This is a genomic window from Bradyrhizobium sp. USDA 4510 (assembly GCF_054059095.1).
The window spans coordinates 5086897-5106235 of sequence record NZ_JBSSBT010000001.1; the positions used below are offsets into that span (position 1 = coordinate 5086897).

At 59.0% G+C, this 19339-nt stretch carries 16 protein-coding genes and 3 pseudogenes; 12 read left to right on the forward strand and 7 right to left on the reverse strand.

Going from position 1 to position 19339, the window contains the following annotated elements:
- Positions 1 to 575: 575 nt before the first annotated feature.
- The 3 genes from tnpA (ACVMDN_RS23635) (at position 576) to tnpC (ACVMDN_RS23645) (ending at position 3008) form a co-directional block, all read left to right on the forward strand.
- Entirely contained in the window at positions 576 to 953 is a 378-nt protein-coding gene (gene tnpA / locus ACVMDN_RS23635; RefSeq protein ID WP_176937120.1) for an IS66-like element accessory protein TnpA, read from the forward strand.
- Positions 950 to 1297: an IS66 family insertion sequence element accessory protein TnpB gene (tnpB, locus tag ACVMDN_RS23640; protein WP_057016787.1), complete on the forward strand. Its 348-nt coding sequence runs from the start codon at positions 950 to 952 to the stop codon at positions 1295 to 1297. The genes tnpA (ACVMDN_RS23635) and tnpB (ACVMDN_RS23640) overlap by 4 nt, the downstream gene beginning before the upstream one ends.
- 47 nt (positions 1298 to 1344) lie before the next feature.
- Positions 1345 to 3008, forward strand: a protein-coding gene (gene tnpC, locus ACVMDN_RS23645; protein ID WP_456834895.1) for an IS66 family transposase whose coding sequence is annotated in 2 segments (ribosomal slippage) — positions 1345 to 2710 and positions 2710 to 3008 — 1665 coding nt in all. Because the reading frame shifts where the segments join, the coding sequence is not laid out codon by codon here.
- 77 nt (positions 3009 to 3085) lie between these two features.
- On the opposite strand, the pseudogene ACVMDN_RS23650 reads toward tnpC (ACVMDN_RS23645), so the two are convergent.
- Both ACVMDN_RS23650 and ACVMDN_RS23655 read right to left on the reverse strand, forming a co-directional pair.
- Positions 3086 to 3304: pseudogene (locus ACVMDN_RS23650) on the reverse strand (IS66 family transposase); the annotation flags it as partial.
- Between the two features lie 100 nt (positions 3305 to 3404).
- Positions 3405 to 3755 (reverse strand): transposase, encoded by a 351-nt coding sequence (locus ACVMDN_RS23655; RefSeq protein ID WP_253606702.1) that lies wholly within the window; start codon positions 3753 to 3755, stop codon positions 3405 to 3407.
- 116 nt (positions 3756 to 3871) lie between these two features.
- Between ACVMDN_RS23655 and ACVMDN_RS23660 the strand changes: the two are divergent.
- The 9 genes and pseudogenes from ACVMDN_RS23660 to ACVMDN_RS23700 all read left to right on the forward strand — a co-directional run.
- Positions 3872 to 4198, forward strand: a pseudogene (locus tag ACVMDN_RS23660) (transposase domain-containing protein); the annotation flags it as partial.
- Positions 4195 to 4488 (forward strand): hypothetical protein, encoded by a 294-nt coding sequence (locus ACVMDN_RS23665; protein ID WP_456834894.1) that lies wholly within the window; start codon positions 4195 to 4197, stop codon positions 4486 to 4488. The pseudogene ACVMDN_RS23660 and the gene ACVMDN_RS23665, both read left to right, overlap by 4 nt.
- A gap of 22 nt (positions 4489 to 4510) precedes the next feature.
- On the forward strand, positions 4511 to 4828 hold the full coding sequence (locus tag ACVMDN_RS23670; protein WP_456843692.1) for a transposase: 318 nt from the start codon (positions 4511 to 4513) through the stop codon (positions 4826 to 4828).
- Between the two features lie 1662 nt (positions 4829 to 6490).
- Positions 6491 to 6787, forward strand: a complete 297-nt coding sequence (locus tag ACVMDN_RS23675; protein ID WP_092089889.1) for a hypothetical protein — start codon at positions 6491 to 6493, stop codon at positions 6785 to 6787.
- Between the two features lie 886 nt (positions 6788 to 7673).
- Positions 7674 to 9755 carry an acyltransferase family protein gene (locus tag ACVMDN_RS23680; protein ID WP_456834892.1) on the forward strand — a complete coding sequence of 694 codons (2082 nt, stop codon included), beginning with the start codon at positions 7674 to 7676 and terminating at the stop codon, positions 9753 to 9755.
- A gap of 268 nt (positions 9756 to 10023) precedes the next feature.
- Entirely contained in the window at positions 10024 to 10446 is a 423-nt protein-coding gene (gene tnpA, locus ACVMDN_RS23685) for an IS66-like element accessory protein TnpA (protein ID WP_247280258.1), read from the forward strand.
- Entirely contained in the window at positions 10440 to 10793 is a 354-nt protein-coding gene (gene tnpB, locus ACVMDN_RS23690; protein ID WP_011931031.1) for an IS66 family insertion sequence element accessory protein TnpB, read from the forward strand. The genes tnpA (ACVMDN_RS23685) and tnpB (ACVMDN_RS23690) overlap by 7 nt, the downstream gene beginning before the upstream one ends.
- Positions 10794 to 10844: 51 nt before the next feature.
- Positions 10845 to 12396 (forward strand): annotated as a pseudogene (tnpC, locus tag ACVMDN_RS23695) (IS66 family transposase).
- Positions 12393 to 12995 (forward strand): plasmid pRiA4b ORF-3 family protein, encoded by a 603-nt coding sequence (locus ACVMDN_RS23700; protein ID WP_253589677.1) that lies wholly within the window; start codon positions 12393 to 12395, stop codon positions 12993 to 12995. Before tnpC (ACVMDN_RS23695) ends, ACVMDN_RS23700 begins: the two are co-directional and overlap by 4 nt.
- A gap of 468 nt (positions 12996 to 13463) precedes the next feature.
- Here ACVMDN_RS23700 and ACVMDN_RS23705 read toward each other — a convergent pair whose 3' ends face one another.
- The 5 genes from ACVMDN_RS23705 to mtnA all read right to left on the reverse strand — a co-directional run bounded on the left by ACVMDN_RS23705 (position 13464) and on the right by mtnA (position 19330).
- Complete coding sequence (locus ACVMDN_RS23705; RefSeq protein ID WP_456843655.1) at positions 13464 to 14525, reverse strand: Gfo/Idh/MocA family protein; 1062 nt, start codon at positions 14523 to 14525, stop codon at positions 13464 to 13466.
- A complete protein-coding gene (locus tag ACVMDN_RS23710; protein WP_456834890.1) occupies positions 14522 to 15829 on the reverse strand; it encodes a nucleotide sugar dehydrogenase in 1308 nt (435 codons plus the stop codon). Before ACVMDN_RS23710 ends, ACVMDN_RS23705 begins: the two co-directional genes overlap by 4 nt.
- A gap of 241 nt (positions 15830 to 16070) precedes the next feature.
- Positions 16071 to 17594 (reverse strand): tripartite tricarboxylate transporter permease, encoded by a 1524-nt coding sequence (locus ACVMDN_RS23715; protein WP_456834889.1) that lies wholly within the window; start codon positions 17592 to 17594, stop codon positions 16071 to 16073.
- A 16-nt stretch (positions 17595 to 17610) separates the two neighbouring features.
- Positions 17611 to 18153: a tripartite tricarboxylate transporter TctB family protein gene (locus ACVMDN_RS23720; protein WP_092088135.1), complete on the reverse strand. Its 543-nt coding sequence runs from the start codon at positions 18151 to 18153 to the stop codon at positions 17611 to 17613.
- A 76-nt stretch (positions 18154 to 18229) separates the two neighbouring features.
- Entirely contained in the window at positions 18230 to 19330 is a 1101-nt protein-coding gene (gene mtnA / locus ACVMDN_RS23725; RefSeq protein WP_456834888.1) for an S-methyl-5-thioribose-1-phosphate isomerase, read from the reverse strand.
- Positions 19331 to 19339 lie beyond the last annotated feature (9 nt).

Here is a 19339-nt window from a genome sequence, read left to right on the forward strand (position 1 = left end):
CCGCTTGAACTTCTCCCTTGGCATCACAACGACTGGTTCCTGCAGTTCTCTACAAGAGCCTGTATCCAGATCGCGTCCCCTAAACGCCGGTCGCCATCCGCGCAGTAATCCAGGCGCCTCACGGATTGATCTCAGGGATGGCACGCGCCCCTGATTTTGGCGACGTCTAAATAATTTTCGACGCGTCATCGGAAGATTCGCTTTCGCTCGCCTTCTGGATACCTACCTGCCCCGTAAACCCGGGACTTTTGCAACACTTGCTGATGACCGCACCTTTTAAGCGAAGCCACAGTGTCGTGGTTTTGCACCTGCGGCTGGAACGCCGATGCAGGAGGGCCAACCTCCATCTCTCATAAAGCTGTACGCATCAAATTCGGCTATTCACCTCCTTCATGCTCTGCAGCACACCGTGCCAAAGAATCTTGACCAGATCGCCGCTGCGGCCCCGAAAGATGTAGAGATCGCCGGCATAGGGAGTATCCCTCCGTTGAGGGCCGCCTTGTTTGACGAACGCGATCGCTGCAGGTCCTAGGGGTAATCCTAGGAGAAGCGCTATGACGATTTCGAGGGCGGAGGTGATCACGTCGGTCGAGCGGCGGCGCCGCTGGTCGCAAGATGAGAAGGAACGGCTTGTTGCAGCGTCGCTGGAGCCCGGCGCCAATGTTTCCGAGGTGGCTCGCGTGGCCGGGCTTCATGTGAGCCAGCTGTTCAGGTGGCGCAAGGAGCTTTGCAGGCACGGCGAAGCGAGCATAGCGCCGTTTGTTCCGGTCGAGATTGGGTCGTCCGCGCCACCGCGGGAGGTGGCCGAAGCGCCGTTGACGACGACGACGCGTCGACGCAAGAGCCACGGCATCATCGAGATTGATCTTGGTACCGGGCACCGCATCCGGGTCGATGGCGACGTTGATGGAGACGCGCTACGTCGTGTTCTCGATGCTTTGGTCCGCCGATGATCCCAGTTCCCACGGGCGCGCGAGTGTGGCTCGCGACAGGCTACACGGACATGCGCCGAGGCTTTCCGTCGTTGGCACTCCAGGTGCAGGAGGTGCTGCGCAAGGACCCGCTCAGCGGTCATCTGTTCGTCTTCCGCGGTCGCCGAAGCGATCTTGTGAAGGTGATCTGGCACGATGGCCAGGGAGCATGCCTGTTCACCAAGAGACTCGAGAGAGGAAAGTTCGTCTGGCCATCGGTTGCGGGTGAAGCTGTGACGATCTCGCCGGCTCAGATGAGCTACCTGTTGTCCGGAATCGATTGGCGTAACCCTCAAGAAACCCATCGGCCGACGCGGGTCGGATAGCCGCTTTTACGATTTGAATCTGCTGCTCGATCTGATTCAATGGCTTCATGACATCGAAGCCGGACGATCTTCCTTCTGACCTCGCGAGCGCCTACCTTGCGCTGCTGGCCGAGCGAGAGATGTTGCAGGCTGAGCGCGATGTCGCCGTCGCGGATGCCGCCAGTGCGCGGGCGGAGCTGTCGGACAACGAAGCGCTGATCGCACATCTTGAGCTGCGGATCGAGAAGCTCAAGCGCGAACTGCACGGGCAGCGATCCGAGCGCTCGGCACGGCTGCTCGAGCAGTTGGAGTTGGAGCTCGAGGAACTCGTAACCACGGCGAGCGAGGATGAGCTTGCCGCTCAGGCGGCGGCGGCGAAGACGCAGAACGTCCGTCCCTTCACGCGTAAGCGGCCGGTGCGCAAGCCTTGGCCAGACGATATCGAACACGAGCGCGTCGTCGTTGAAGCTCCAACGACCTGCGCCTGCTGCGGTGGATCACGGCTGGCGAAGGTCGGCGAGGATGTGACCAAGACGCTGGAGGAGATCCCGCGCCGCTTCAAGGTCATAGAGACGGTACGCGAGAAGTTCACCTGCCGCGATTGCGAGACGATCAGTCAGGCGCCTGCGCCGTTCCATGCCACGCCGCGCGGCTTCATCGGTCCACAATTGCTGGCGACCATCCTGTTCGACAAGTTCGGCATGCATATCCCGCTCAACCGCCAAAGCGCGCGCTTCAAGAGCGAGAGGATCGACCTGTCGTTGTCGACGCTGGCGGACCAGGTCGGCCACGGGACCTTCGCGGTCATGCCGCTCTTCCACCTGATCGAACGCCATGTGCTCGCTGCCGAGCGCCTTCATGGCGATGACACTACCATCCGGATCCTGGCGAAGGGCAAGTGCACGACCGGACGGATCTGGACGTATGTACGGGATGATCGGCCCTTTGCCGGGCCTGCGCCGCCTGCGGCGGTCTATTACGCCTCGGGTGACCGACGAGGCGAGCATCCCCAGAAGCATCTGGCCGCCTTCGCCGGCATCCTGCAAGCCGATTGCTACAACGGCTTCGAGCCGCTGTTCGATCCGCAGAAGAAGACACTACCAATTACGCCGGCGTATTGCTTTGCCCATGCCCGGCGAGGCTTCTTCGAGCTGGCTGACATCGAGAAAAATGCTCGGGAGGGCAAGAAGGGTAAACCGGTCTCCCCGATCGCACTGGAGGCGGTCAAGCGGCTGGACGCGTTGTTCGAGATCGAGCGCGCCATCAACGGCTGTGACGCTGACGACCGGCGCGCCGTCCGCCAGGAACAGAGCAAGCCGCTTCTCGACGACATGCACGCCTGGCTGCTGCGCGAGCGCGAAACCCTCTCGCGCTCGTCCGAGGTCCTGAAGCCGATGAATTACATGCTCAGGCGCTGGGACAACTTCGCCCGCTCCTCGACGATGGCAGGATCTGCTTGACCAACAATTGCGCTGAGCGCGCATTGAGAGGCATCGCCCTAGGAAGGCGCAACTGGACCTTCGCCGGCAGCCAGCGTGGTGCCGACCGTGCCGCCATCATGCTGACGATGATCACGACCTGTCGTCTCAACGACGTCGATCCCAAGGCCTGGCTCGCCGACGTCCTCGCCCGTATCGCCGATCTTCCCGCTTCGCGTCTGCACGAACTGCTACCCTGGGAATGGAAGCTCCTGCGCCAAGGCGACAAGCCTGCCGATCAGCAGGCCGCCTGATCTTCACGCAACACCATCATAGAGCTCGCCGTGCCCGCGCGCATGCATCAATCAGGCGGTCTTCGTCGTATGCGTACGCCGAGCTTCTCCGATCGTCGGCCGAACCGGGCGCGGTCGAAGGCCTTCAGGATTTGCGTCAGCCGCTCGATGCGCGCATCGGCATCGGCGTTGCGGGCCTTGAGATCGGCGACTTCGCTCTCCAGAGCATCGGCGCGGGCCGCTTTCTCGGCCATGGCAAGCACCATGGCTTTCAGCGGCTCTACGTCATTCGGGAGGCTGAGATCGGGCGGCGTCATTGACCCGACCAGAGCACATTTTGCCCCGGTTCTCTTGCCCTTTCAGGCCGCTGATTCACTTCGCCGCAGTGCTTTTACCCAACAATCACGCCGGAGGGGATCATGCCGAACGGACCGCCCGGATCACCCGCTGCAACTGCGCCTCGTCGACGTCCACGCCGGCGCGCACGATCACCTCGCCAATGGCAATCTCGATCACCGCGCCTGCCACAGGCGCCACCACACCCTCGCAACTCGAGTGCCGTGAGCGATAACGCCGCCGCTCGGCCCGAGCGTCACGGCGCCAGGCGAACAGCTGCGACGGGTGAATGCCGATCCGGCGAGCGATCGCCGAGACGCTCGCGCCAGGCTCCAGCGCCTCCATCACGACTTGGGCCTTAAACTCGTCCGACCAGCGTCGGCGAAGCTGCCGCGGCGCTCCCTCAAGACGGTCGGCGACCGCTTCGATCATATGGAAGGTTCTAGTTCCAGAACTAGGCGCAGACATAGAAGCTCACATCGGCTCACAAACTTAGCAGCCGATAGCCGATCGTTCACCCCCTCCGCCAGACGGGGTCTCCTTGCCGCTTACCATACATCCTGAAGCGATGGGTGAGCTTCACGCTGTTCCTGGAAGATGGACGTGTGTGTCTCTCCAACAATGCCGCCGAACGAGGCTTGCGAGGCATTGCTCTTGGACGAAAGTCCTGGCTGTTCTGCGGATCTGATCGCGGAGGACGGCGCGCGGCAGCTATGTACAGCCTCATCGTCACGGCAAAAATGAACGGCATCGATCCGCAGGCCTGGCTCACCGATATCCTCGCCCGCATCGCCGCCCATCCGGCTCATCGGCTGGACGAACTTCTGCCCTGGAATTGGACGCCGGCATCAGCACTGTCCCCTCGAGCGGCATGACCACGCACGCCAACAAGGTCCATCACGTCACCACCATTACCAAGGTCGCCAAGGACCTCGGCGAAGATGAAGATTGGCTGTGGGACATCGCCAACGAAATGGAAATCGAGGACGGCGTCATCTGGGTGTATGGCGTCGGACGGCGTCCAGGCGTTCACCGACTTCGGAATCGAAAACCTCATGGTTCTACAAAGAGAACCCAGGACTGCTCAAGCGCTAACCCTGCGGCCTACGCCGAATGGATACGGCGAAAGCCGCCTTGCAGAGTGAGATGGATGGAGAAGACATAGGCGTATGACTGACCATATGCCTATGCCGAAGGTTTCCCGACTTGAAGTCGTCTCGACGGGCGCCCGACGCCGTTGGACTTTGGAGGAGAAGCAGCGGATCGTTGCCGAGAGCTACAGCGGACCACGATTGGCGTCGGTAACGGCACGTCGCAACGGATTATCTACGAGCCAATTGTTCACGTGGCGCCGGTTGGCGCGCGCCGGCCGGCTGGTGGAGGATGCCGCGCCTGCGCTTGTACCGGTGGAGGTCGTCTTAAACCAAATGGCCTCCGGCAAACCCGGGGCGGTTCAAGAACAGCGCGAACGATATCTCGATCCAAGAAGGCATCCAGATCACTAAGCGCGGCAAGCCTATTTGATGAGCTATAACTTGCCGCTCAACAGCGAAGTGATCAGGGACCTGTCGTCTGGGCCCTCTTGATAAAACAAAACACTGACGGCTAGCCATCCGAATAGGATGGCAAAGACGATCGCGAATCTTCGCAGCCAGGGATGTCGATAGCGGTCCATACCAGCTTGCCTCTAAACGCCAATACTGTTCCGGTTCCTCTGACTTGATACCGGAACGACTTAATACTCCGCGCGGCCCGCTGACTGCCCCAAAGCGAGACCCTCCTCGCCTTATCATCCTTCACTGCTGCAGCTACCCGCGATGGTAGCTCAGCATTGTACTGCGCGATCGCTGTGGGGCGCTACCGTCTCTTTGCTGGCATCGTTAAGGCTCATCCCTAGGTCGACGATTCGGTCGAGGAAAGGGTGGGTTATATCGATCCAAGATTGCTGTTTTCCTCTGCGACGATTGCGAGAAAGCGCCGCCGAACTTGTCGTCATAATCGCGCAGACGTGGAGCTCTATCGACCAAATCACGTCTATAGGCTTCCGTTCCATTCATTGAAGTCCGGCACGACGCACCTCCGTCTTGGCTCAGATGAAGGTCGGTTAACATCGTTGCGCGCGTAAAGCTGTATCGTCGGCGTCACACGGACCCACCAGCCTGACGCTGGCCCGCTTAGCGCTTCAGCGGCGACATCCGTCGTCTGACGAATTGGCGCGCAATGCGGTATCTTAACACCTCAAGATGACGAATTCAGCTGCCGTCGATCCGGCCCGCCGACAATGCGATCGTCGACGGCGGCCTTTTTTAAGTAGATGCGACGATCAACGAAGCATTCGCCGCGTCTTGGTCCTTGCCGCCAAGAATTTAGTTCTGCTGCGTGACAATGTCGGTCGAAACGCAATCAATGGACTGGCGTGGTGGTCCTCCTCGGCCAACGCACCATCCGGCCCGATGGTTCGTAAGAGTTTAACGATGCCGCCATAACCGCTCTCCAAGCAAAGCTCGGACGATATGAGATCCTTGCTGCTGAATGCGACATGATCGCCGACCAGACATTGGGGGGGAGCGAGATCCTGGAAAATTTTGTTCAGCGCCGCTACAATTGACTCTCTCCGCTGTTCTCTTCCTGACCAATGCCAGAACACCTCATCCTGTTCGCGCGTCCAATCTTTAGAATTTCTGCTTATCGCCAATCAAGTCATTGAAAATGGATTGCTGAGAAAATGGGTTGCTGAAATGGCCCACATCCGGCCGGCCAAGCCGGGCCCCTACTGCCCGTCGAATGATAACAGTCGCCCGCTTCGCAGACTATCCGGCTATACTCGATCGGATAGCCTTGTTCGCGAACAAGCAGGCAGCGGAATGCTGTCCCCGTTCGTATCCTTTGGCATAACCTAACCGCCAACCTGCAAAAAAACAGACACCACTGATTAGCACTAGCACAATATCGAACATCTTGGTCCGTCCCCTGGCACAAGATCGTAATAGGAGCCTTGCTATACTGCTTTCGTCAACGTGGTCGAGGGCTTTGGCTGGCGCTCCGCACACGGAACGCAGCGCGCCACTGCCCCCGCAATTCTACGGGGAATTTCATGGCTTGTAACTCCCTGGCACCATTGCATACAACCTACGTGCTTATTTTGCTCCTCTGTTTTGAGTCCACCCATGTTGAAGAATATCCTTTGTACCTTTATCGGATCAATCAGCCTCGTGACTACGGCTGCCGCCCAGCCTAACACGATCGACTGCTCGGCGTTTTCGAAGCGATCGGACGGCACGTGGTATGTCGGAGCCCCGACGACTTTTGACGTCGGAAATACCACATCGATAACTGTCGCTGTCCGCGCGGTTGGCCGAAATTTCATGAATATTGCCGGGGACGATCTGTTCGATTTGATCGAGGCCAAGTGCGGGAAGGAGCGATCGCAACCGACGGCGGATCACGCAGGTAGTGACCATTGACAACATTAATGCAGGATTGGGAGCGATTAGTTCCCGCTATCATGATCGGTGTTGGAGTCGCATTTGTGCTTGTCGGCCTCATCGCCCGCCGTCGCCATTGGCGAGCGGAAGAAGCGAGCGACGAAGGCCATCAAGTGGTTGCACAACCCCGGCCACAAATGGCACCGCTGCCGCGTTTGTTGTCCACGGGCCGCGCAGACGACGAGAGACGATAATTCAGCTTATTTGCGATCAGGAATTCAATTAGCCCCTGCCCTGTTGCGCCGAGCACAGGTACAACGCCCGCCAGCGCTTTTCATATAGCGCAACTAGGCCCACCATTTCCCTATTGTGCGAGCCAGCTCAATCTGGCTCTCGGACGAACTGAATGAAAAAACTGTCAGTCGATCCACCCGACCGATGGCAGCCGTAACTTCTTTCGTGGAAGCTGTACTCAATTACCCGGCCCTGACGTGTTCCTTGTGGTCAGAAAGCTCGGGCTCCATTCCGATGGCCTTCACGGACGCTGCCGAGGCGAGCATGTCGGCCGCATCGTTCTGGCCTAGGCTTCAGCCGGCCGAGTCGCCACGTGCCGCTAGTAGACCTTCTTGTCGATCTGCTGATGCGCATCGTCAGCGATCAGCACAAAGCCGACGGCAATCTTCCAATTCTTAGCAAGGCGATTGCGCCGAGTGCCAGAAGTACAAACCTGAGGCGATCATGCTCCACAGCCGGCGCGAGTCTGTGTGTCAATTGTCAATGAGTACCGCACGCGTGATTTCGCGCCCATGAAATGGGGGACATTAGTGGCCCCGTCGTTTCGGACAATCTACCCATCATCAAGCTGGATAGGTCTTTTGACGCCGATCTACTTATGGTTGATCAAGGATGTAGCGGAACGAATCGCGTGCGACTGAAGACGTTCTGCGCATCGCTTGCTCAGGCCAAGTCCCCCGCGTATGGTCGCCGTGAACTCAATAAAGATGCTAAGGCCTTGCTCCCCGAGACAGAACCATCGCAGTCGACTAGGCGTCCAGAAATCCAAGGACTTCGCGCGCTCGCGATCCTTGCAGTCATCATCTATCACAGCAGCAATGCATGGTTACCCGGTGGATTCATTGGGGTGGACCTGTTCTTCGTCATCTCCGGCGCATTGATTGTTCGCACGTTGATTGATGAGATTTCGGCGACGAACCGAATCGACATCTTGGGTTTTTGGGGGAGACGCGCCAAGAGACTTATTCCGAATGCTGCACTCGTCTTGATATTTGTACTTTTGAGTAGCGCACTCCTGCTGCCCTCCTATCGATATCGAACGATCTATCCTGACGTCATCTCGGCGGCAGGTTTCTGGTCGAATTACCATTTCGCGAATAATGCGTTCGATTATTTCAGAGCTAACGACCTTCCAAGCCCGGTACTTCACTTCTGGTCGCTATCGATCGAGGAGCAATTCTACATCGCTCTGCCCATTGTACTGTCAGCGGCCACGCCGCTCTTGCGATGGTCAAGACGCAGGCTCACCCTCGCCCTAGCTTTGATCTGCCTCAGTTCATTTGCATTCGGCCTGTACGCCATCGAGAAACACGGGAGCCCCTTCGCCTTCTTTCATACCGAGACCCGAATTTGGCAACTCGCCTTGGGCGGCCTTATCGGCGTTCACTTTTCTCATTTCGGAAAGGTCAGTGAGAGATTGAGGAGCGCGATTGGATACGCGGGAGCCCTCGCATTTTTGCTTTGCTGTTTCCTCCTAAACGACGACGTCTCCTATCCCGGTATCTGGTCTGTATTACCGACCACCGCGGCTGCCTTGATATTGATCGGCTCGGCCTCCCCCTCCTACCTGAAGTCGTTCCTATCTAACAAACGGATGGTGAAAATCGGCGATCGATCGTACAGCCTCTATCTCTGGCATTGGCCTCTACTAGCAATTGCAACTGAATGTTGGCCAGATTCTTGGGTTGCCAAGACCACTGCCATTGCAGCGTTCACAATTCTCGCGATCGTTGCATACAAATTCGTCGAAGAACCGATCCATCGATCGGAAAGCATGGCGTTGGCCACTCTGCGATTAATTACAGCGGTCGCAACGTTGGCTCTCATCATCTCGCTTGGCAATCTCATAGATGTCACCTTGCGAATATCTCCATCCGCCGCAAGAACGACTAGCATCGCGGCAGCGCAGAATGACTTCGGACAGAACTACACGGATCACTGCCACTTGGACTTTGACGGCACTATACAACCCCCATGCGTATATGGCGAGAGCGGCGCGTCGCAGACGGTCGTGCTTTTTGGCGACAGCCACGCCGCGCAGTGGTTCACCCCTCTCGTTAAGGCCGCTACCCAAGCGAAATGGAAGGTTTTGGTACGCACAAAGACAAGCTGCCCCTCCGCTGATGCTTCGATGTGGTATCCACCAGGAAAGATCCCCTACGCGGCCTGCAGCAAATGGCGCGCGGCCGTGACAGAGGAGATATCCAAGATAAGGCCCGACCTGGTTATCCTGGCCAATTATTCGCATTACTACGGTTGGCTACGAGACCCAAACACAGGCGAAGTTTTAGATAGACCCGCTGCAAGGAAAGAGTGGGTTCGCGCAACCGACGTAATGATGACAACTCTTTTGAAGACGGGATCTCATTTGTTGCTCATACGGGATAATCCGAAAATGCTGCCTTCTTATGCCGACTGTCTTCAATCATATGGACTCTGCGGAAGAAACCGACACGATGCACTGAACGGAATGCCTGTTGACGAAAAGATGCTGACCTCACATCAACATGAAATTTCCACCTTAGACTTTTCTAATCAAGTTTGCGACGAGAACTTCTGCTCAGCCGAAAATAGCGGATCAATAATCTACCAAGATACTCACCATTTGACCGCGACCTTCACAGCGAGCCTGTGGCCGCAATTCCTAAGCAAGCTGAGCGACCTCAAACAAGCGCGTGCCGATACTGAGCCGACCAAGGCGGGCATAAGATAGTGCCACAAAGCAACAGCCTTTGGCCTGGAAGTTGGACTGCGCTCAGCGAAGACTTCAACATGTCCGCGGCCACAACCTTCAGGATCGCCCTGTCCTGATGCCTGCATCAGCGCATCAGCTCAACAGGCGAGTCAGCTGCTCGACGTCTTGAGTTGCTCCTATCAGGTCTTTTGCTGCAATGTAAGCGTGGCGTTGAGGCCCTTGAGAATTTTTGTACTCAGTCCTGAGAGGACCGCTAGAAGAGTCATCTTCTGCAAGGGTGCTCACAATGGACGACCATTCGGACGACATAAGACGACCGTTGTCACCGCGTATCGAAGTGTACGCAGGCGCAGGTCGAAAGCGCTGGCCGGACGATTTGAAGGCACAGATTGCCGCGGAAAGCCTTGAGCCGGGGGCGATTGTCACAGATGTCGCGCGTCGCCATGGGTGCCGGCCCCAACAGGTGCACGACTGGCGGCGCCGGGCGCGTTTGGGCCAGTTGGTGCTGCCGGCTTCGGCGGACACGCTGTCGTTCGTGCCGGTGGTATCGGAATCGGCGCTACCGGCGGCCGCAGAGCCCACCGGGTCGCCGGAAGCAGCCGTTGTGACGGTTGAACTCCAGGGGGCACGCGTGGAGGTGCGAGGGACGCCTGGCCTTGCTGTGTTGAGTGATGTGTTCTTGGCGCTTCGACGGACACGTTCATGCTGACGCCGCCCGCGAGCCTCATGATTTACGTGGCGACGCAACCTGTGGACTTCAGAAAAGGTGCGGAGGGCTTGGCGCTGTTGGCGAAGGAGACGCTGGGCCATGACCCGATGAAGGGCGTGGCGGTGGTGTTCCGTGCGAAGCGCGCCGATCGGGTGAAGATTGTCGTCTGGGATGGCAGCGGCCTTGTGATGTATTGGAAGCGGCTCGATGGCAGCGGCTTCAAATGGCCTCCTATCGTGGCCGGCGTGATGCGGATGAATGCCGCCCAGCTGTCCGCGCTTCTGGCCGGCATGGATTGGACGCGGATGCACGCGCCTCGAATCCCGCAGCCGAAAGCACTTGCGTAGGACATAAAATCTTCGCTGCATCGGGGCGCGAAGCATGGCAGACTTGGGCCAATGAGTGATTTGCCTGATGAGCTGCCGAGCGATCCAGCCGAGCTGCGTGTCTTTGCCGCGGCTCTGCTGGATCGCTGCGCCAGGCTCGAGCGGTTGCTCAAGCTTGCGAAGGATGCGCAGTTCGGTCGATCGTCGGAAAAGCTGGACGCTGATCAGCTACAGCTTGTTCTGGAGGACATCGAAGAGGCCGTCGCGGCTCTCGAAGCAGCTGAGGATCGCGCCAATCCCAGAGCCCGCGAGAAGAGAACTGCCAAGCGCAGAGCCAACCGTGGTCAGCTTCCGGAGCATTTGCCACGCATTGTCGAAACGCTGATGCCGGCTGCAACCTGCTGCCCGTGCTGCAAAGGCGATCTCGTTGAGATTGGTCACGATGAGAGCCAGAGGCTCGACGTCGTTCCGGTGCAATACAGGGTGATCGTCACCCGCCGGCCCAAGCTTGCCTGCCGCGCCTGTCATGGCGTCGTCCTCCAGCACGCTGCGCCCGAGCGATTGATCAAGGGGGGACTGCCCACCGAGCGTCTCGTCGCGCATGTAATTGACGCCAAGTATCATTGGCATTTGCCGCTCTATCGTCAGGCGCAGATGCTGGCGACCCACGGTATCGCCATCGACCGTTCCACGCTCGCCTTTTGGGTCGGCTACGCCGCCCAGGAATTGATGTCTGCGCCAGCTTCTGCTCGCCTCTTCGAAGCTCTGTGTCGATGAGACCCCGGCGCCGGTGCTGGATCCAGGGCGCGGCAGGACCAAAACCGGCTACTTCTGGGCGCTGTCACGCGATGACAGGCCCTGGGCCGGACCTGATCCACCTGGCGTGGTTTACGCCTATGCACCGGGCCGTGGGGCCGTTCATGGCTTGAGGCTGCTCGAGGGCTATCGCGGCATCATCCACTGCGACGGCTATCAGGCTTACAAGACCATGACCCGAGAGACGCGTGCGGACGCCCTGTCCGGGACGCTCGCCTTCTGCTGGTCGCATCTGCGGCGCCAGTTTGTGAAGATCGAGCGGGAGGCTGCGCCGGCGCCAGCTCCGGTTGCCCGCGAGGCCCTTGAGCGCATCGCCCTGCTTTACGCGGTCGAGAAGGCACTCCGCGGCCGATCTGCGGACGAGCGCCGCGCGGGGCGACAAGCGCATGCCCGGCCTCTGGCTACAGCCTTGAAGCAGTGGTTTGAGGCCAAGCTTGCTCACCTTGCGCAGAAGAGCGACACGGCGAAGGCCCTGCGTTACGCGCTGCGTCATTGGGACGGCCTAACGTTCTACCTTGATGACGGGCGCATCGAGATGGACACCAATGCGGTCGAGCGAGCGATGCGGCCAATCAAGCTCAATGCCAAGAACTCCCTTTTTGCCGGTTGCGACGAAGGTGCCGAGAATTGGGCATTGCTGGCTTCGCTCATTGAGACCTGTAAGCTCAATGGCGTCAGTGCCGAGCACTGGCTCGCTGACGTTCTCGCCAAGCTCGTCAATGGTTGGTCTGCGGCGCGACTGGACGAACTGCTTCCCTGGGCGTCGACCTATACGATGCATACACACGATCCGAGGCTGGCGGCATGAGCCTGAACACGACCGCGGTCCGGATCAAGGTGACCCTCAAGGATGTGAAGCCGGAGGTGATGCGTCGCCTTGTCGTACCCGTCACCCTGCGCCTTGATCGGCTGCATCTGACGCTTCAGGCGGCGTTTGGCTGGACGAACAGCCATCTCTTCGAGTTCCTGGCCGGCGAAGGACGTTGGGGTATACCTGATCCCGATGGAGATTTTGGCCCTCAGCCCATCGATGCCCGCAAGACGCGGCTCTCTAATATCGTTCAGGAGACCGGCGCGAAGACGATCCATTATCTCTACGACTTCGGCGACAGCTGGGATCACGTGATCAAGCTTGAAAAGTGGTTCGACAACACGACAACGGAGGGACTTCCGTTCTTGCTCGAGGCCGCCGGCCGTTGTCCTCCGGAAGATGTCGGCGGTGCGCCAGGCTATGCTGAATACCTCGACGCCATCAGCGACCCCACCCATCCGGAGCACGAACATATGCGCCTCTGGGGCCCGGAGCAGTTCGATCCCAACGTCGTCGACCGGAAGGCGCTTGAGGCCGCTGTCAATGCGTTGTCCGACATATGGAAGCCGCGCCGGCGCACCACGCGCTCAAAATAGACGTCAAGCGCCAATCAAATGGGCCTCAGAGCTACGCTTACGCTGCAATCGCAGCAGCATCCACAAAGCCGCCACGTGTCTGCCTAAATTCGTCCAACTACGGCCGCGCGACCAGGCGCGCCCGCTATCTCAGCCTCTTGCGGTTTGACGGTAGGCCGCACAGCGCCACATGTCTTTTGGGAGTCGCGTCGATATAGGACGTCTTCGTACGGCACATCCTTTGGGGTCTCAAACACGCAGATCGAACGTCGACGTTTTTGACGACAAACCGAAGTTTTCAGGATGGAGCATAAAAGATTCCATAAGAAGAGCGATGATCGCAAATCTTGCTTTGGGGGATCCGAATCCACAATCAGCCTAGCCAGTGCTACACAGCACAGCTAAGCAACACCGCAAAGACGCGAGCGACCGCGATCGGATTGGCGGACGTTGCCCGTGAGGGGCCGCAATTTTCAGTCCAAGAACACGTCAAACGTCGAGCGGAAGATGAACACGTCGTCCATCGCGCGCTGAACGATAAATTGCAGTCAGGACCTCAAGAGAACGGAGACCTTCCCGGCCATCCGTCTCTGGGTCTGCCTTTCCTCGCAGCACGTCGACTACATTCGCGTAGTAGAGAGGGTGACCAAATCCATAAACGGACGTGGTGTGATAGCTTGCGTTAGCGATCTCCTTGTCGTCATCGCTTTGCTGCGCAAACTCCCAGTGGAGGATCTGGTTAACGGCAACGCCGCCGATACGAACAGTCCCATGCTCTCCGAGAATTGTAATGGAACCCTCAAGGTTCTTAGGGTAGGTCAGCATGGTGACGTTCATTGAGCCGAGAGCGCCGGAGCGCCAGCGAATTGAAACGACCCCGCTGTCTTCCACTTCGATAGACCTCGCCAGTGTTGCGGTATAAGCTTGTAGACTTTCAATAGGCCCGATCATCCAATCCAGGAGATCGACATAGTGACTGGCCTGATTCATAAAGGCACCACCGTCGAACTCCCAGGTCCCACGCCATTTCGCGCTGTCGTAATATTCCTGCGGGCGTGTCCAGAATACGTTGATATTGACCATATAGATGCGGCCGAAACGTCCCTGATCAAGCGAACGTTTTAGCAGTTGCAGAGTTGCATTACGCCGATTTTGCTTCACGACGAAAAGGTGTACGCCTGCCTTATCGCACGCTTCTACCATTGCAAGGCCATCGCGCCAACGCGTAGCCATCGGTTTCTCGGTAATAACGTGACGGCCGGTGGCGGCGATGGCCGTTGCTTGCTGACTGTGTAGGCCGCTCGGCGTAGCCAGCACCACAGCGTGCGCGGTTGTGGACGTGAGCATGGCGCTCAAATCCGTCCACTTTTGTGCGCCTGTTAGCTTGCCTGCTGCTTCGAGAGCATTGGGATCAACGTCGCACACGTCGACAATCTCTGCTGAGTTGGCATGCTGCTGAATGGCAGCGAAGTGATTTTGGGCGATACGACCGCATCCGACTAGAGCAAAGCGTACCTTGCCATCGACTACTGGCGAAAGTTTCTTCATCATGACTTCACAATATTGTCCGCTGCATCGAGGTACTTGCCACGCGTGTCGACGATGATAGATGCGTGATCCCTGATCATCGCATAGTCAAACCGATCGTGGTCAGTAGCTAGCACAATACAATCAAATGATGCGATGGTGTCTGGCGTTAGCGACACACTCGATAAATCGAAATATGTATGGTGACGAAGCCTCGGAAAAACTGCCACGTGGGGATCGCTGTAAGCAATCTTAGCTCCCAAATCCTGTAGCTTCTCCATCAAAACCACTGCGGGAGATTCCCGCATGTCATCGACATTTTTCTTGTAAGCAATTCCCAACACCAGTACGGATGCGCCGTTTAAAGATTTGCGGACCCTATTGAGAGCTGTCACCACCTTGGTGATGACATAGTCCGGCATCGCCGCGTTCACCTCGCCCGCAAGCTCTATGAAGCGAGTATTCACACCATATTCACGCGCTTTCCAAGTTAGGTAAAATGGGTCGATGGGAATACAGTGTCCTCCTAGCCCCGGACCCGGATAGTAAGGCACGAATCCAAATGGTTTCGTTGCGGCAGCACGAATTACTTCGTGAATATCGATTCCCATCTTGTCGGCGACGATCTTCATCTCGTTGACGAGACCGATGTTGACCGCACGATGGATGTTCTCAAGGAGTTTCGTTAGTTCTGCCGCGCGCGTCGAACTAACCGGAACGACACGGTCAATCACCTGCCCGTACAGCGCCATCCCAACGTCTAGACAATGCTTGGTAACTCCACCGCATACCTTTGGTATCGTCTGGGTTGAAAACGTCGCGTTTCCTGGATCTTCGCGCTCGGGTGAGTAGACTAGGAAGACGTCTTGCCCAATGGTCAGTCCACACGACCGCACTCGCGGCGCCAACTCTTCATCAGTCGTTCCAGGATAGGTCGTGCTTTCAAGTGACAACAGCTGGCCCTTCCGCAAGTACGGCACCAGCATGTCCGTGGTCTGAATCACAAAACTGAGATCTGGCTCACGATACTTGTTGAGAGGCGTCGGCACGCACAGGATCAGTACGTCGGCCTCACCTGCGCGTGAAAAATCTGTCGTGGCCTCAAAACCCCTTGTGCGCACCCGAGCGATACGATCGGCAGGAATATGCTCAATGTAACTGTGGCCAGCATTAAGAGCCTCAACCTTCAGTTTGTCGATATCGAAACCAATTACCCTAAACCCCACTTCGCTGAAGCGAAGGAGGAGTGGTAGCCCCACATAGCCCAGACCAACAATGCCGACTATAGAGTCTCGTGATCTGATTCTTTCCAAAAGCGCGGCCAACACCGGTTAACATCCTCATCAAGCTCTCGGCTGAGAGATTCAGCCGTACGCGCGATCGCGATCCGCTATGCATCGCTTAGTAACGTTGGCAGTCCCACAGGGCAACAAAATTAGGACACGAAACAGGCCCGTTACAACTCATTTTTTGGTCAAGTGTCCAGGAGAGCAGGTAATAGGCCGCCGGTTTGGGACATATCCTGCAGCCGACCACATCTCGCGAGAACCCAGGCCCCAACTCTCGCCTTCAGCTAGACGGTCGCCGGAACCGTCGCAGCCGTAACTGCGCCACGGCAGCGACTGCGCTATCAATTATAGGCCAGAACAGTAGTACAATCGCCAGCGTCGTGATGGTGCCGACCAGGCCGTTCGACCAGAACACCTTCATGTCGCCGCCGGAGCCGATCATCGAGAGGCGGAACGCATCCTCGGCGCGGTTGCCGAGCACCAATGCGAGGGTGAACGGCGCGAGCGGGATCCCGATCTTCTTGAAGACATAGCCGACGACGCCGAAGCCCAGCATCAGCCAGATATCGAACATCGCATTCTGGATCGCATAAGCGCCGATCGCGCAGGACACCACGATCATCGGCGCTACGGCCGTGAACGGCACGCGCAGGATCGAGGCGAAGATCGGCACCGTGGTCAGCACCAGCACCAGGCCGACGACGTTGCCGAGATACATCGAGGCGATCAGGCCCCAGACGAAATCCTTGTGCTCGACGAACAGCAACGGCCCCGGGTTGAGGCCCCACACCATCAGGCCGCCGAGCAGGATCGCAGCGGTCCCCGAGCCGGGAATGCCGAGCGCCAGCATCGGCAACAGCGCCGAGGTGCCCGAGGCATGCGCGGCTGTCTCTGGCGCGAACACGCCCTCGATCCGGCCCTTGCCAAAGCTCTCCTGATCCTTGGCGAAGCGCTTGGCGAGGTTGTAGCCCATGAAGGAGGCCGCGATCGCGCCGCCCGGCGTGATGCCGAGCCAGCAGCCGATCACCGACGAGCGCAGCAGCGTCACCCAGTATTTCGGCAGGTCCTTCCACACCGAGAGCACGACGCGCAGGCTGATGCCGGCGGCGTGTCCGCGCAGCGCGAGGCGCTCCTCCATCGTGAGTAGGATCTCGCTGATGCCGAACAGGCCGATGACCGCGACGAGGAAGTTGATGCCGCGCAAGAGCTCCGCGGAGCCAAACGTCATGCGCAGCTGCCCGGACACCGTATCCATGCCGACGCTGGCGAGCAGTAGCCCGAGCGACATCGAAATGACAGTCTTGTGCTTGGCTTCGCGGCCGAGGCCGACGAAGGAACAGAAGGTCAGGAGATAGACGGCGAAGAATTCCGGCGGGCCGAACCTCAGCGCAAACGACGAGATCATCGGCGCCAGGAAGGTGATCAGTAGCACCGCGACCAGCGAACCGACGAAAGACGAGGTGAACGCCGCGGTGAGCGCTTCGGCCGCCCTGCCCTGCTGCGCCATCGGATAGCCGTCGAAGGTGGTCGCGACCGACCAGGCCTCGCCCGGAATATTGAACAGGATCGAGGTGATGGCGCCGCCGAACAGCGCGCCCCAGTAGATGCACGACAGCATCACGATGGCGGAGGTCGGATCCATCGTGAAGGTCAGCGGCAGCAGGATCGCGACGCCGTTGGGGCCCCCAAGCCCGGGCAGCACGCCGACGAAGATGCCGAGCACCAGCCCGACCATCATCAAAAGCAGCGTCTTCCACGTCAAAAGGACGGCAAAGCCGTGCAGCAGGAGACCGAAAGCTTCCATGGTTCGACTCGGTTCGCTAGCGGCCGAGAGCCGCTTCGAGCGGCCCCTTCGGCATGATGACGTCGAACGCGACGTCGAACGTTATGAACATCGCGGCGGTGAAGACGAAGGCGGTCAGCAGCGACTTCCACAGCGCGATCTTGCCGACGAGGCGCATGAAGCCAGCGATCAAGAGAAAGCTCGCGACGTAGAGGCCGAGATATTGGGTGGCGAAGCAGAACAGCAATGTCGGCACGAACACCGCCATCACCCGGCGAAGCTGGGCCCGGGTGACAAAGGTCTCGGCAGCTTCCCGGCGCGAGACGAAGGCGGCACCCAGGCCATAGAGGCTGGCACCGCCGAGGATGACCGAGAGGTAGAACGGAAAATAGCCCGGTTGCGGCCCGGTCGAGTCCCACGACGCACCGGTGCGCCAATTGTCCCAGCCGAGCACCACGGCGAGCGCAAGCAGAAGCAGCGACACGACGACGTCGACGACGCCGGTGCTGACGACCGCCGGCGAGTTGTCTTCAGGTGCGGTCGGATCGTCGACGACGATCTCAAGTTCGGTATTGGACATGGATGAGACGGTCTGGGTTGCGAGGGCAACGATTGGGATAGCGTGCTGATGCAACCACCGTCAATGCAACCTTCAGTCAAACGGTGGAACGTTCGGGAAAGGCGCTCGCAAGTGCAGCACGCTCCGGCTTGAGAACGCCGCGCTCGGTGATCAATCCGGTCACCAGCCGCGCCGGCGTCACGTCGAAGCCGAAATTGGCCACCGACGAGCCGTCCGGAACCACGCGCACGGTCTCGATCCGGCCATCCGCCGTGCGTCCCGTGAGGTGCGTCACCTCAGCGGCCGCGCGCTGCTCGATCGGAATCTGCCTGACACCGTCATCGATACTAAAGTCGATGGTCGGCGACGGCAGCGCAACATAGAACGGCACGCTGTTGTCGCGGGCCGCGAGCGCTTTCAGATAGGTCCCGATCTTGTTGCAGACGTCGCCATTGGCGGCGACGCGATCGGTCCCGACGATCGCGAGATCGACCATCTGATGCTGCATCAGATGGCCGCCGGTGTTGTCGGGGATCACGGTGTGCGGCACGCCGTGGTGACCGAGTTCCCAGGCAGTGAGCGAGGCGCCCTGATTGCGCGGACGCGTCTCGTCGACCCAGACATGGACCGGAATGCCGCGATCATGCGCCTGGTAGATCGGCGATGTCGCCGTTCCCCAATCCACGGTTGCAAGCCAGCCAGCATTGCAATGCGTCAGGACGTTCACCACTTCGCCCGGCTTCTTGGTCGCGGCGAACGTCTCGATCAGGCTAAGCCCGTGACGGCCGATCTCGCGGTTGATCTCGACATCCTCATCGGCGATCTCGCGCGCGCGGGCATAGGCCGCCCCGGCGCGGGCCGAAGCCGCGAGCGGCGCCAGCGCGCGCTGCATCTCGTCAACGGCCCATTTCAGATTGATCGCGGTCGGCCGGGTCGCCAGCAACATCTTGCCGGCGCGCTCGAGCGCCGCATCCGAGGCATCGGCGCGCATCGCGAGCGCCATGCCGTAGGCGGCGGTGGCGCCGATCAGCGGCGCGCCGCGGACCAGCATCGAGCGGATCGCCTCGCCGGCCTCGTCCGCAGTGGTGAGCTTGGCGACGATGAATTCATGCGGCAACCGGCGCTGATCGATCGCGCCGACCGACCAGCCGTCGGGCTCGAGCCAGATGCTGCGAAAATGTCGTCCATCGACTTTCATGTCCTACGC